This is a genomic window from Pseudomaricurvus sp. ABR4_320 (genome assembly GCF_056159445.1).
Genome location: NZ_JBSWVF010000015.1, coordinates 57,963 through 72,463, shown reverse-complemented (window position 1 = coordinate 72,463; position 14,501 = coordinate 57,963). Strand labels below are relative to the sequence as shown.

The window sequence follows — 14,501 nt, the reverse complement described above, 5'->3', positions numbered from 1 at the left end:
CATGGAAAAACCGATTATCAGTGTTGAGGGCATTGGCAAGTGGTACCGATTGGGTTCATTTTCTGGTGCTGGCCAAAATTTTCGCGAGGCGATTGTTAACACCATCAAATCTCCTTTTCGCAAAACAGAAGGTGGTAGCAAGAAGACGGATAATTCCTTTTGGGCATTGAAAGATGTGTCTTTCGATATCAACGAAGGTGAAGTTATCGGTGTTGTTGGCAACAACGGTGCTGGCAAGTCGACCTTGTTGAAAATTCTATCGAAGATTACTGAGCCTACCCAGGGGCGTGTCGTTCTCAGAGGCCGAGTAGCCTCCTTGCTTGAGGTTGGTACAGGGTTTCATCCAGAATTAACGGGTAAAGAGAATATTTATCTCAACGGCTCTATTCTTGGAATGAGAAAGACCGAAATTGATCGTAAGTTTGATGATATCGTTGAATTCTCTGAAATCGGAAAATTCCTCGATACGCCTGTTAAACGCTACTCTTCTGGCATGTACGTTAGGCTGGCGTTTTCCGTCGCAGCCCATCTTGAGCCCGAAATTCTGATCGTTGACGAAGTGTTGGCGGTTGGTGATGCCGGCTTCCAGAAAAAATGTCTGGGAAAAATGAGCGATGTTGCTCAGAGTGGCAGGACGGTTTTATTTGTCAGCCATAACTTGAGTGCCGTTCAAAATCTTTGCACTCGAGCGATTGCTTTGCAAAAAGGACAGTTGGTCAATGACGGTCCGACGACTGAAGTTGTCAAAGATTATCTGAGTGCGGCCAAGGCGAATGCTGGTAAGCAGGCCATTGATGATCCAGGACGAAAAGGCAATAAGAAAGTCTATTTCACGGGCTTAACGCTGGAAGATACGAATGGCCGAGTGCTGGAAACGCCTATCGTTGGTGAAGAGCTGGTGATGAATTTCAGCTACAAAAATCCTGGCAAGCTTAACAAGGCCGTTGCATGGATTACGCTGGTGAATCATTTTGGCGTCGCGGTATCGACCCTTGATAGTGAAATCTTGGGTGCGGAAGTTCCGTTGACTGATGAGGGCGTGATTCAGTGTCGTATTCCCCGGTTGGGCCTTCCTATTGGTGAATACCACGTAATTGCAGGTTTGCGTGGAGAGCGCGAACTCTATGACTTTGTAGAGCCAATTAATGTTTTCGACGTCAGTGTTAGCGCTTTTTATCCCACTGGCGAGCTTCCTCAAATTCAGCATTCGGCGGCAGTTTTTGATCACACATGGAAGGCGGTGTAATTAAGAATCATGGGAACTGAAAGTCAACAGGGTAGTGATACTTCGATGAAACCTTTGATCTGTGTGGTTGTGCCCTGTTATCGGCATGACCCTGATCTGGCTGCAACGTTGGCCAGTATCTCTGATGCTTTTATTGATGACGGCACTATGAAAGTGGTGCTTTTAAATAACAAGCCGGAGAAAACCTATGCGAAGGAGCTGCTGGAAGAGCATCAGTATCCTTTTCATTATGTTGAAAACCCGCAAACCTTGCCTTTGAATGACAACTGGAATCGTTGTATCGAAATTGCTGATGGTGAGTGGGTTCATCTTCTTCATGAAGATGACAAAGTCATGCCTGACTTTTATCGTCGGTTTTGCGCTGCGGTAGAAAGTGGAGAAACCTTTAGTGCTTTTTTCTCCCAGCAATTCTATATCAATGAGATTGATAAGATTACGAGCGTTTCCAAGCTTTTGTCTAAGGAATCTGGGATTTTGGCGGAAGCCGCCAAGGTACAGATTTCGACAAACGCGATTATTCCTCCATCAATTATGGTGAAAAAATCACTGTATGATCGAATAGGTGTATTTCGAACGGATTTGGTGCACGTCCTGGATTGGGAGATGTGGTATCGCATCTGTATAAACGACCCAGTATGGTACGAGGCCGAGCCTCTCGTTTGCTATCGTGTTCATGGTCAGCAGGAAACTGTGGGTATTGTTGAATCCGGTGAGTCGGCTCTGGATATGATTCGCGGTGTGGATCGAGTGAAAGTTTACTGTCCGCCTGCCCACTTAGAGTTGGCAAAAGCATATGGTGAAAAGTACATCATTTTGTGTGCTTATAATCTCATTCGCTTTGGTAAAGTCGATGCTGCAATGAGGCAGCTTAAAATTCTATTTAAGTGGCGGCCAGCCGCTTTGTGGAATGAGCGAGCACTAAAGGTGTGTTTTTGGGCATCCAAAAGCTATCTAAAACGATTGTTTAAAAAAGGTTGAGGTTCTCGACCATAGAAGCAGCAGAAATGATCGCCACTCAACAACCGGTGATATCGGTGGTTATGCCGGTTTATAACGCCGGTTCTTACTTGCATGATGCGATACAAAGCGTTCTTATGCAGTCGTTTCGTGAGTTTGAGTTGATTGTTATCGATGATGGCTCAACGGATGGTTCTGCCGCTGTCATTGATGCATTCGCGGATAATGACGCCAGAGTTCGCTGTATACGTCGTGAGAACCGAGGCCTGGTGGCGTCTTTGCAGGAAGGTGTGGATGCTGCTCAGGGTGATTTTATAGCTCGCATGGACGCGGATGATATCACCTTACCGGATCGTTTTGCACGCCAGCTTAGCTTTCTTAAAAGTAACTCCGCAGTAGTTTGTGTTGGCAGTGATTTTGAGTTGATCGATGACTGCAGCCGCATTATCACTCGAATTCGTCAACCAAGGACTGATGCTGATATACAGAGAATCGCTCTTCAGGGGCACACGACGATTTGTCACCCAACCGCAATGATACGTACCTCTGCACTGCGAGCCGCAGGAGGTTATTCGGCAGAATGCTATCCTGCCGAAGATTTAGACCTTTGGCTGCGGCTTGGTGAAATTGGACTGCTGGCAAATGTCGATGAAGTTTTACTGCGTTATCGCACACTCAGCACATCTATTTCTGCCAGTAAGGCGTCTGAGCAGCGAGACGCAGCGCAGCGCGCTTGTACGCTCGCTTGGCAACGAAGAGGCATTTCTGGTGAATTTCGCGCGACAGAGCACTGGCGGGCGGATTCGAAAGACCGTAACTCGCAACAATCTTATTTTCTAAAATATGGGTGGCAGGCATTTAATTACGGGCAAAAGTCTACGGCTCGAGCTTATGCGCTGAAAGCGCTACGTAATAAGGGGTTGGATATCGGTGCCTGGAAATTGCTGCTCAAGTCATCTTTAGGCTAGCGCCCGACTGCTAGTGAACGCCCACTTTCCGTGGTAGCTATTTTTATCTTTGAATTGGTGATCCGTGTCTCTGCCAACAACTTCCCTTCGCAAAACGAGCATGCCTCATCAGCCTAAGATCAGCGTGCTGATCCCCGTTTACAACGCAGAGGCTTACTTGGCGGCAACGCTGGAATCTTTGCGCTTACAGGATTTTCAGGATTTCGAAGTCATTTGTGTCGATGATGGATCCAAGGATGCCAGTCTATCAGTGTTGCAGTCGTTTAAGGCATTACTGCCTCAGTTGGTTGTTGTTAGTCGACCTAACACAGGTATTGTTGGAGCGTTAAATGACGGTTTGGCGGCAGCGAAAGGTTTATATATTGCCCGCCTTGATGCTGACGATCTTTGCGCTCCAGAGCGTCTTCGTCTCCAAAATGATTATCTCGATCAGCATGCTGACGTTGTTGCTTTAGGAAGTAGCGCCGCTTTAATCGATGCAGAAGAGCGCCCTTTAGGGGAGTTTTCTGTACCGCTGAGTCATGAAGAGATTGAACTGCGCCTGCTGACTGGCGCTTCAGCAATACACCACCCTGCTGCGATGATTCGAGCCGATGCGCTCAGGCGTGTAGGGGGTTACCGTGAGGGATTTTGTCCTGCGGAAGATTACGACCTTTGGCTAAGATTAGGGGAGGTCGGTAAACTGTGCAATCTTGCCGAGCCATTAATCACTAAGCGTCAGACGACTACAGGGTTGGTCGCAACGAGGATTGCTGAGCGGGACGCTATTGTCAATCGAGCTCTGGCTGATGCTTGGGGGCGGCGTCAATTAACCGGAGAGCCGCCGAAGACTCAGCCGACGTTTCATAGTCTGACCGATATTTATAAGCAGTGGGGTTGGCTGGCATTAAAATATGGGCATGTTGCTACGGCGCGTTACTACGCGTTAAAGCTATTGAGTAAAAGGCCCGTGTCCAAGGATAGTTTAAAATTATTTTTCTGCGCGCTTCGAGGTCATTAGGTTTTTGGCAGTAGCGCCTGCTCAAACTGTGCGGCAACCTTGTCCCAATGATTCCCCTCGGCAATTGCCCTCATTTCTCTGGAGAGCTGTTTCCAGTCTTCGGGTGCTAATTCAAATAACCGCGTGGCCGCCTTCACCATGGCGTCGACATCGTCCACGGCAATCAGTTGTTCCTGATGCTTCTCCAGTAATTCGGGCGCAGCTCCCGCCCGAGTGGCGACTAGTGGGGTACCGCACGACATGGCTTCTAAGAGCGGAAGGCCATATCCCTCTACTCGGCTGCTGAATAACCAGGCCCGACAGCTGCCGTAGATAAAGGGAATCTCTGCCTGGGGCGGGTTCAAATGAAATTCGACCTGGGCACCTTCGGGAAATGAGTCCGAGGGAAGTGGGGATGTACCGAAAGCAACAATACGCAAGTCAGCGTAGGCAGAAAGAAGCTTATTGATTGCGGCAATGGCTATGTCGCATCCTTTGTAGTCTCGAACAGCATACATAAAGCCAATTCTGAGAGGTTCTTTCCCTGATCGCTCCGAGAAAGCAAACTTCTGACTGTCTACCCCGTTTGGAACTAAGCGGCAGGGTAGCTTATATTCATCCGCTAAAATATTCTCTAGCCACTGTGATACGACGATTCGCTCAAATGGCATTTTTAAGGTGGCAATGACTCTATCTTTAGGGAACCAGGGGTGAATTTCATAATGCTGAATGAAATAGTATTTCTTTCCCTTTTTTGCTGAGAATCTCGCTACCCATTCTGCAGTCAGCCACAAGGTTGCAATGACAACATCGCTATCGGGAACCTGTGATTCATCAACAGTCTTACAGCCATCCAGCACGATCAAATTGACGGCAGGATCATTAAAAAAGGCCTTGTTAAATTTGGTATCTTTGAGCCACTTGCGATCTCTTACCAGAGATTTCAGCTGATCTCTCATCGAAAATTGCCGGGGCCCTGGAGAAACGATTGTTACCTGGTGGCCTTGGGAGGCAAGGTAAGAGGCATAGATTGAGACGACCCGCAGCCCTCCACTGAGGTTTACTGCGGGTACAACAAATGTTATTCGCACCGGTTTATAAGTCCGGATTACATAGAGAAAATATAGCTAACGGCCAATCCTGTCCGCCACTCGTCGTAATCTCGATTGCTGTTGTTTTCAAATTCGCGTTGATCCCACTCTGTGAACGCCCGCAGCAGCCAGCTTGGATGTGGACGGTAGTCGTAGGTCAGCATGGTGCTGAATTCGTCGTAGTTGTTGGTTTCATCGTTTTCGTATTCAGTCGTGCGCAAACCAGCTTCAACGCCAAATGTTGAATACTGCGTGGCTTGATAAAAGAAACCAATAGAGCCTGATATATCTTCACTGGTTAACGCGTCAAACTGTTGGTAGTCGTCTTTGCTGTAAATAACGTTGGTTGTCACTTCACAGGAGCGGCATACGCCGAGATAGGAGTATGTCATACGCATATCAAACAGCTCAATTTCGTCGATCGTGCGCAGAACGGTGGTTTCTTCTTCATCATCGAACAGGTCGTCAGGTGTTCGATTGTTGTTGCCTTGAGAGTTGTCGGTCAGTTCGTTAGATGCGGCAAACGTCAAATTGTGCACGCCATTATTGTAGGCAGCGTCGATCTGAACGTAGGGACTGTCGTTATCGCGACCACTATCATAGGTGTTTTTCGTCTGGCCGCCATAAATGGAATAGGAGAATTGACGTAAGTTGGCTGACCATCCGAGAGCGTAAATCTCCTGCTCATAATCGAAGGCGCTATTGGTTCCTTCGAACTGGACATCATTCCATTGGTACATCAACTCCAGGCTGTGCAGCGGCGTAAAACGATGCTCCAAGGAGGCGCGGGCGCCAGGGCGTTCGCTATCCAGTTCAGAAGCATCTTGGTAGGAAACTTTTGTGTAGTTGGGCGTCAGTGAAAATGTATCTACGCTGGTGATGGGCAGATTGGCGCTGACTTCACCGTAAAAGATGTCACGTTCGTCCGTATTTTCCAATAAAGGATTTTCGGATGGATTATCCAGTGTTCTGCGCCGTGAATGGCTGAAGAGTGCTGAAAAAGGGCGATCTTCTGCGATGGAAATCATAGCTCGTCCATCAGCCGTGGAGTCGTCGTCTTGGGAGTCATCCGCGTAGTAGCGCTGTTCTATACGATAATCTAAAGAGGCTTTGTAAATAGCCTGATCCCAGAGGCCGTGTAGTCCGGCATAAATGGTATCCTGGCGCTCGCTTTCTCCGTCATCTGGAGAAAGACGGGCGTTATTGGTGTACTCGGTTTCAAGACCGAGTTCGGCGCTGAACTCACTGGAGTAAGTTGGTGTTTCGTTGACTTGGGCAACGGCGGCGCCGCTGGAAATCAGAGCTGCAAGTGTGACCAGGCCGCTAGTGGGCTTACGCCGACGCTGCGTTGAAGAGGATTTCTTGCGTATTTTTGACACTGGAATTTACCTTTATAAAAACTTAAGTCCTTAATCTTCCCTGAGGTGCCCGGTCACTCGTTGGAGCGGGCTTAGAATAATCTTTCAGGGACAGTGACGATATCCGATGGCGCTAGGGGGTAATTGGTTTGTAGTTTCCCCTTGTTCAAAATATCTCCAAGGCGGACGGTGTACGATTTCAGCTCTCCATCTACTCGACGGTAGAGAACCGCTTTATTGGGAGATGCAAAATCAGTAAGTCCACCTGAGAGCAGAATTAAGTCCAATATAGTCATACCCTCTTGCCAAGGTGCAGACATTGGTTGGGCTACGGCTCCGGTAACTCTTACCCGATGCTGGAATTGGGCGCTTTGTGGGTTTGAGACAATAACGCTTATCTGCGGATTATTAACATATTTGCCAAGCTTGGCTTGTAATGCCGTTTTCAATTCGTCTGAGGTTAGTCCCGCGGCTTGCATATCACCGGCGAGAGGCACAGTGATGATGCCATCGGGGCGTACGGTGGAGTCTACCGATAATTCTGGCTCTTTCCAGACACGTATTTCGAGACTGTCGCCTACGCCGATTCGGTAGGATCCAGGTTCGAGCGAACTGCCTGGGTTTTGTGTTTGTGCAGCAGGCATTGTCTGATGAGAGCTGCAACCTACCAGCCCCGTAAACAGGCAGATAATGAGGGCAATCAGTCGCGATCTTGCACGAAGCATAAGTATTTCCTTTAACTTTAGCCGGGAGGAGTCTACCCCATATCCAGTATGGATGGGAATTCCATATAGAATAGTAAAAATTCCGCTATGACCGGAATGCCTTAGCGCTTGGCCACATTACTCATAAAGCATGAACTGTGATCCAGTTAGTCTTCAACCCCTTGTTCTTAAGGTAGAATTTTCCTCGCCGAGCACTCGAATTTGCGAGCGGCTATTATTACTGAGATTTAGTGATATGACCGCAGGGAAACGGAAAAATCATAGTTTTTTATGATAAAGCAGTGTCGATTGCGGGTATTCACTTAAAGGAGTGATTCCTTTTGGTTGGCTTGGGCGATGCGAGGATGTATATTTCCGCGTATCAGTCGGCCGCAATCTCTTGTCGTATGACTATGGAAGAAAGGTAAGAGAGGCTTGGTTGGTCAGCAGGACGCTTCAGCATTCACTTGTCTCCACGCGGATCGCGTGCCAGGTGGGTGGCAAACATACGCCCTGATGTTCTCAGCCGCCTTCCAGTTGCTAGTCCGGAAATGTTAACTTAGCTGGTAATACCTATCGCTGTCGTGAGGTGGTGGAATCGCCATCTCGTCATCAATTGTCTTGTTCAAGTCCAGAATGGAATACAAAAGAGCTGTTAGTGGAATCAGGCCGCATGATTCAAAAATTAATGCGGTCGCGCGCCTAGTTGATGCTGTTATTATTGGTGTAACTCTGGCGGCACTTGTGTCGATGATGCGGGCTTCGTGGGAGCCCGTGTTCAGTTGGTTACTCCTCTTCTCGATCGTTTTGTTTAGCTTTTTTTCCGAGGCGAACAGTTCGTACAGAAGTTGGCGTGGCGAGAGTCTAGCGCAGGAGATACAGGCAATTCTGGTGAGTTGGCTGTGGATTGTCCTATTTCTTGTCATATTTGATGTGTTTTTCTATTCCGGGTCCTTCCTGGACAGCAAGCTGATACTTTGCTGGTTTTTGCTAACGCCGATCGAGTTGATTTCGTGGCATTCGATTGTACGAATGTCCTTAAATTTTGCTCGCGACTCGGGAGCGAACACTCGGACGGTAGCCATCATTGGAGCTACTCAGCTTGGTGTTACTCTGCGCGACAAAATTGAGAGAACACCTTGGGAGGGGCAAACCTTTATTGGTTTTTATGATGATCGCGTCATGCGCCCAGGCCGCAGGGTTTCCGTCCCGGCTGAAGAAGTGTTAGGTGGAATCGATGATTTGATCGAGGCATGTAAGGCCGGGCAGGTGGATATCGTCTACGTCGCGCTTCCGATGAAATCCGAAGAGCGGATCAAGCAGATTTTCAGCAGTTTGGCGGACACAACGGTCTCGGTGTTCTTGATGCTGGATCTGTTTAGTTTCGATTTGTTGAATTCGCGCTGGATGGACATTCAAGGGATGCCGGCGGTCAGTATTTATGAGAGCCCGCATGTCGGGATCGATAGTGTCACCAAACGTGCCTTTGATCTCGCTGTTGGTTTCACCATTCTCGCTATGATCGCTATTCCAATGTTATTTATTGCCATTGGTGTCAAGTTGAGTTCGCCAGGGCCTGTGTTTTTCAAACAGAAGCGTTATGGAGTCAATGGTGAGCCCATAAAAGTTTGGAAGTTTCGCTCCATGAAGGTTATGGATGCGGGAGACGGAGAAGTTAAGCAGGCGACGAAAGGCGACAGTAGAATTACAAGGTTTGGTGCATTTTTGCGAGGTACGTCTCTGGATGAACTGCCACAATTCTTTAATGTAATCACCGGCAGTATGTCTATCGTGGGGCCTCGTCCGCATGCAGTCTCCCATAACGAGCAGTATCGAGGAGAGATCCACGGTTATATGCTGCGCCATAAGGTTAAGCCAGGAATAACAGGTTGGGCGCAAATTAATGGTTTCCGTGGTGAAACCGATACTCTGGATAAGATGGAAGGACGCATCCACTACGATCTTGAGTACATTCATCATTGGTCTGTATGGCTTGACGTTAAAATAATCTTTTTGACGATTTTCAGGTCTTTCACGGACAAAAATGCCTATTGATCGGCGTATTCAGCGTCTAAAGTTAAAGTAACAGTGGTAGAGCGAAGCTAGCGAAAAGCAGATATGTTTAGTATTTCGGAAGAAGATCGGGTTAAAAGCCTCAGTGAATATAAGGATATAATCCTACGGCGGAAGCACTATATGTTCGTGACTTTTCCAATGATTGTTATCGTTGGTATTGTCATAGTAATGCTTTTGCCGTCGATGTTTCGCTCTCAAGGTGTTGTACTGATTGAGCGTCAGGATGTGCCACAGGATTTCATTAGATCCACGGTGACAAGCTACGCAGAGCAGCAGATTGAGGTCATCAAGCAGAGTATCTTAACAACGTCAGTCATCCGAGAGTTTGTCGATCGTTATGGTCTGTTCGATGGACACGCAGAATCTATGTCGAATGCGGACCTTTTAGCGAAGTTCGAAAGTCACATGGAAGTCGAGATGATGAGCGCGAGGATTGTTGACCCTGGCGGCCGCACACGTATCGCGAACATCGCTTTTGAAGTGTCTTATGAAGATAAGTCTGCGCAGAAAGCCCAGCAGGTTGCGAATCATCTGGTCAATCTGTTTGTTGATGAAAACACTCGTGCGCGAACTGAGTTGGCAGAAGAAGCGGTCAACTTTGTTAAGGACGAAGCTGATCGGATTCAGGCCCATGTTCGCAAACTTGAGAAAGATATCGCGGAATTTCGTTCTGAATATGCCGATAGTTTGCCTGAGATGTTGCAATTTAATACTCAGCGCATAGCTGATATCCGCGAACAGTTGCGGCGTAATCAGGCTGATAGCTCCGCATTAGACGATCAGTTGCGCCAGCTGCGACTGGAGCTTTCTTCTCTCGACCGCTACGTGGGCAACGGAGACGGTGGCGGAAGTCTGCAGGACCTAAAAGCACAGTATGCGGCCATGCGTAACCGCTATTCTGAGTTGCATCCAGATGTCGTCAGAATCAAGGAGCAGATCGCAGCTCTTGAGGCTCAAAAGGCGAGCGAGGCGGACGGCGGTTCCCCTACAGAGGAAGCTACTAACCCTGTATACCGCCAGGTGGCTTTCCAGATCGAATCTGCAGAAAAAGGGGCCGCTCGGTTAGATTCGGAGCGCACCCGTTTACAGGAAGAGCTGGAGGAGTATTCGCAAAGGGTCAAGCAGACAAACCAAGTGCAGTTGCGCTATGAGGAGTTGACTCGCGATTACGAAACCAATCTTGAGAAATATCGCGAGCTTCGCGACAAGCAGCTTGAGGCTGAATTGTCACAGAGCCTTGAATCAGAAAATAAGGCTGAAAAGTTTACTTTATTGGAGCCGCCTCTGGTTCCGTCGGAGCCTAGCAGCCCTAATCGACCCTTATTGATCCTTATTATTGTTGCTTTGGCTGGGGTCGTATCTGTGGGGTTGACCCTGGTTCTAGAAATGCTTGATCCAGGTATTCGGGGTGTCGCAGAAATGACTCGAGTGCTCGGATTCGAGCCTCTGGTGACGGTGCCTTTTATTCCTTCAGCAGAGGATATTGACCGCAAGAAGCGACGTAAGAAGCAGTTGTTTTTCGCTGCCGCCTCAGGGGTTGTTGTCTTGGTTCTGGTCATTCATTTTCTGATAACGCCTTTGGATGATCTTTGGCTCAATCTTTTTCAAGGTGTTTAATCGGGTCCTCCTTTAGGGTAGTAACAGGTAACTTCGGAAGTTAGAGTATGTCTCGAATTCAAAAAGCGCTGCAAAAGATTCAAGAGCAGCGTAAAGAAGGTGCTGGTCTCCGCTTAGGGGGCTTGTCACCGCTGGAACGAATCAGCTACACCGATACCAAAGTGGTCACTGCCGACCGTGGTATGTTGTTAAAAAATAAGCTGATTGCCGCATCATTTAATGAGCCGAGAGCTCAGATTTTCAAAAACCTGCGTAGTCAGGTGGCGCGCTCAATGCGCCAGAATGGCTGGACAACGTTGGGAGTGACCTCTCCCAATAATAACGAAGGCAAATCTATGGTAGCCTGCAACTTGGCGCTGGCGATGTCCATGGAGTTGAATCAGAGTGTTCTCTTGATCGATTTGGATTTAAAGGATCCAAGTGTGGGTGAGTACTTTGGAATGCCGGTTGAGGATGACCTGCTTGGTTATATCAATGGTAAGAACCCGATCAACAAGGCGTTGATCAATCCGGGGTATGATCGTTTGGTGTTGTTGCCGGCGAAGCCTTTGGCGGAAAACAGTGCAGAGGTACTTTCCAGCCCCAAAATGGCGTCTTTGATGAAAGAGCTGAAATCCAGGTATAAGTCGCGAATTATTATTTGTGATTTACCGCCTGCGTTGCCGACCGATGATGTGTTGGCGGCACTGAGCTTTATTGATTGTTCACTTCTGGTGCTGGAAGACGGGCGGAATTCTGCCGCTGATATCCAGAAGTGCATGAGTCAATTACAGCAAACGCAGATTCTTGGAGCCGTGCTCAACAAGACCCCGGAATAAATATCTACAGGTACCCAGAGTAGTTAGCGCATGTACAACGAATTTTTCGGTTTTAACGACAAGCCATTCAGCCTGTCGCCAGATCCATCTTTTCTTTATCTCAGTGATAACCACAAGAAAGCAAAGGCGATGCTCGAGTATGGCCTGATGAGCCATGCCGGGTTTACGGTGATCACCGGTGATATTGGGGCTGGTAAAACAACGCTAATTAACTATGAGCTTTCATTGTTAGATGATGATGTCATTGTCGGCGTTGTAAATAACACTCACGAATCATTTGGAGATTTGATGACCTGGGTGTTGGCTGCTTTTGACTTGGAAGGAAGTGGCCTAGATAACACCCAAAAGCTACGTAGATTTTCCGATTACGTGCTGGATCGCCACGAGCAAGGTAAGAGAATTCTTCTGGTCATTGATGAGGCGCAAAACCTGTCTGAGCGCACTTTAGAAGAATTGCGGCTGTTATCCAACATCAATATTTCCAGTGATATCTTTTTGCAGCTCATTCTCGTAGGGCAGCCGGAATTGATGGAAAAGCTGAATAGTCCCCGGTTGGTTCAGTTCGCTCAGCGTATTGGTGTAGATTTTAATTTGCGGCCAATGAATTACAAAGATACTGGGAACTATATCTATCATCGACTGGCCGAAGTTGGGTGTACAGAAGAGATATTTACCGAAGATGCGATCGCGGCCATCTACTGCTTTTCAGAAGGCGTTCCTCGTCGTATTAACACGCTCTGTGATATGTCCTTGGTTTATGCATTTGCCGACGAAAACCGCGCTATTAATGCGGCGATGGTCATGGATGTGATTAAGGATCGTAATGCCGCGGCAGTTATTCGTCCTACTGCCACTGATAATGCAGAAATTCGCCAGGTTGCTGCTTGGCTTGAAAATTATCTCAAGAAAAACCTGGAGTCTATGAGTACGGTTAACCCGTTAAAATAGATTTTCCGGTTTTCACGTTTTTGTTCTTTGCGGTCGGTAGAGGTGTAGACGCCAACAGATCCGGCCAAATCTGTTGTGGGTATCAATGCCAAATATAGTTGCGCAGCTTTCATTAATCATTTGGCCTGTGCTTACGCTACTGTTTTTTGTGCGTATGCCGATAGCGCCAGCTATGATTGTTTCTATCATTGGTGGTTATTTATTTCTGCCGGTGGACGTTGCGTATGACTTTCCGTTAATCCCGCCGTTAAACAAAGATAGCATCACAGCCATTTCTGTGGCGTTTGCTGTTGTATTTATAAGAAAGAAGAGCTTGATCATGGTCGGCCCTAGCTTTTTGGCTGGGGTGATGCTGATCATGGGTATCTTTATCGGGCCTATCTTTACCGTGCTCAACAATGACCAGCCGCTCCTCGGTGGGCGTGTGGCTGGGTTGGAGCCGAAAGAAATTGTCTCGATGATAATCTCCACGTTTCTGATGGTTCTGCCGTTCTTTCTGGGAAGGCAATTTCTCCGAACGACAAAAGATCAGCGTTATTTATTAATCGGTATTGTCGTATTCGGTTTGGTCTATTCGCTGCTAGTGCTCTGGGAAGTTCGAATGAGCCCGCAATTGAATCGGCAGATTTATGGATTTTTCCCCCATGACTGGGCCCAGCAAAAGCGTATGGGTGGGTTTAGGGCGGTTGTCTTCTTAGGCCATGGCTTATACGTCGCCTTTTTTATGGCGACAGTCTTTATCGGTGCCGCAGCTCTTTGGCGAACCAAATGGCATTGGTTTAAGCGAGGTGGGCTCGCACTATCCGGTTTCCTCTTGGCGGTTTTATTGTTATGTAAAACAGTATCTGCGGCAATGTACGGAATACTCATGTTTCCTGTCGCACGTTTCTTCAACAAGCGCAACCAACTGCGGATTGCGGTTTTAATGGCGTTGTTGGTATGTACTTATCCTCTGCTGCGGACGGCACAATTGATTCCCACAGAAGAAATTGTCACGTTTTTCCAAGGCTACAGTGCGGATCGTGCCGGCTCTCTGGATTTCCGCTTTGAAAATGAAGACAATTTGATCATAAAGGCGATGGATAAACCCTTTTTCGGCTGGGGCAGCTACGGTCGAAATCGAGTATATGATTTAGCAACCGGTGCCGATTTATCAACGGTCGATGGTATGTGGATCATCTACCTTGGTGAAGGCGGTCTCGTAAAATACCTCTGTATATTCGGTTTACTCGGATATTCTATTTGGCGTGTTCGTGCGGTATCCAAAGGCAAACAGATTGAACAGGTACCCTTTGAAACCTGCTGTTTGTGTTTGATTCTCGGCGTCAATATGGTGGATTTATTGCCAAATTCGTCGTTGAGTCCATTGACGTGGTTGATCGCTGGGGCGCTCCTCGGTTGGTCAGAGAACTATTCAAGAGAGCTTATTAAGCAGCGTCGGGAGGCTCGAGAGGCCGCCAGGCAAAATCCTACTGTAGCACCGGCGTAATTCTGCTCGCCGTTTATATCTTTTTAGCGCTTAACACGGCACGTGGTTTTTCTGGGATCAGGAAAAGTTCTGTGCCTTCGGAGCCCATATCTGAAAGCCTATTCGCGCGCCTTTTCTAAACCTCAATCTGCTCGTCTACGTAACTTTTTGGTAATTTGGATTTTTGGTGGGTGTTCTCACTGACTCGGAATCTCGAAATAACTGCATCAAAATGCTACTTTTGTGGTCTGTAGCACGGAGACGCATACAG

At 47.7% G+C, this 14,501-nt stretch carries 12 protein-coding genes; 9 read left to right on the top strand and 3 right to left on the bottom strand.

Annotated elements, in window-relative coordinates:
• The first annotated feature begins 1 nt into the window (after position 1).
• From ACXAFR_RS22035 to ACXAFR_RS22020, 4 genes are all read left to right on the top strand, one after another.
• Positions 2-1,246: an ABC transporter ATP-binding protein gene (locus ACXAFR_RS22035; RefSeq protein WP_475181029.1), complete on the top strand. Its 1,245-nt coding sequence runs from the start codon at positions 2-4 to the stop codon at positions 1,244-1,246.
• Between the two features lie 9 nt (positions 1,247-1,255).
• Entirely contained in the window at positions 1,256-2,224 is a 969-nt protein-coding gene (locus tag ACXAFR_RS22030; protein WP_475181028.1) for a glycosyltransferase, read from the top strand.
• Between the two features lie 26 nt (positions 2,225-2,250).
• Positions 2,251-3,171, top strand: a complete 921-nt coding sequence (locus ACXAFR_RS22025; protein ID WP_475181025.1) for a glycosyltransferase family 2 protein — start codon at positions 2,251-2,253, stop codon at positions 3,169-3,171.
• 100 nt (positions 3,172-3,271) lie between these two features.
• A complete protein-coding gene (locus ACXAFR_RS22020) occupies positions 3,272-4,171 on the top strand; it encodes a glycosyltransferase family 2 protein (protein ID WP_475181024.1) in 900 nt (299 codons plus the stop codon).
• On the opposite strand, the gene ACXAFR_RS22015 is transcribed toward ACXAFR_RS22020, so the two are convergent.
• From ACXAFR_RS22015 to ACXAFR_RS22005, 3 genes are all read right to left on the bottom strand, one after another.
• Entirely contained in the window at positions 4,168-5,241 is a 1,074-nt protein-coding gene (locus tag ACXAFR_RS22015) for a glycosyltransferase family 4 protein (RefSeq protein WP_475181022.1), read from the bottom strand. The two genes, ACXAFR_RS22020 and ACXAFR_RS22015, sit on opposite strands and share 4 nt — an antisense overlap.
• Before the next feature lie 17 nt (positions 5,242-5,258).
• On the bottom strand, positions 5,259-6,620 hold the full coding sequence (locus ACXAFR_RS22010; RefSeq protein ID WP_475181019.1) for a hypothetical protein: 1,362 nt from the start codon (positions 6,618-6,620) through the stop codon (positions 5,259-5,261).
• Positions 6,621-6,691: 71 nt separating this feature from the next.
• Entirely contained in the window at positions 6,692-7,324 is a 633-nt protein-coding gene (locus ACXAFR_RS22005) for an XrtA/PEP-CTERM system exopolysaccharide export protein (RefSeq protein WP_475181018.1), read from the bottom strand.
• A 615-nt stretch (positions 7,325-7,939) separates the two neighbouring features.
• Between ACXAFR_RS22005 and ACXAFR_RS22000 the strand changes: the two genes are divergently transcribed.
• From ACXAFR_RS22000 to ACXAFR_RS21980, 5 genes are all read left to right on the top strand, one after another.
• The gene (locus tag ACXAFR_RS22000) at positions 7,940-9,358 is read left to right on the top strand and encodes an undecaprenyl-phosphate glucose phosphotransferase (RefSeq protein WP_475181015.1); all 1,419 of its coding nucleotides are present in this window, start codon (positions 7,940-7,942) and stop codon (positions 9,356-9,358) included.
• Positions 9,359-9,499: 141 nt separating this feature from the next.
• Entirely contained in the window at positions 9,500-10,996 is a 1,497-nt protein-coding gene (locus tag ACXAFR_RS21995; protein WP_475181013.1) for a hypothetical protein, read from the top strand.
• 47 nt (positions 10,997-11,043) lie between these two features.
• A complete protein-coding gene (locus ACXAFR_RS21990) occupies positions 11,044-11,814 on the top strand; it encodes a CpsD/CapB family tyrosine-protein kinase (protein ID WP_475181012.1) in 771 nt (256 codons plus the stop codon).
• Between the two features lie 30 nt (positions 11,815-11,844).
• Complete coding sequence (locus ACXAFR_RS21985) at positions 11,845-12,762, top strand: ExeA family protein (RefSeq protein ID WP_475181007.1); 918 nt, start codon at positions 11,845-11,847, stop codon at positions 12,760-12,762.
• Between the two features lie 172 nt (positions 12,763-12,934).
• Complete coding sequence (locus ACXAFR_RS21980; protein ID WP_475181006.1) at positions 12,935-14,251, top strand: hypothetical protein; 1,317 nt, start codon at positions 12,935-12,937, stop codon at positions 14,249-14,251.
• Positions 14,252-14,501 lie beyond the last annotated feature (250 nt).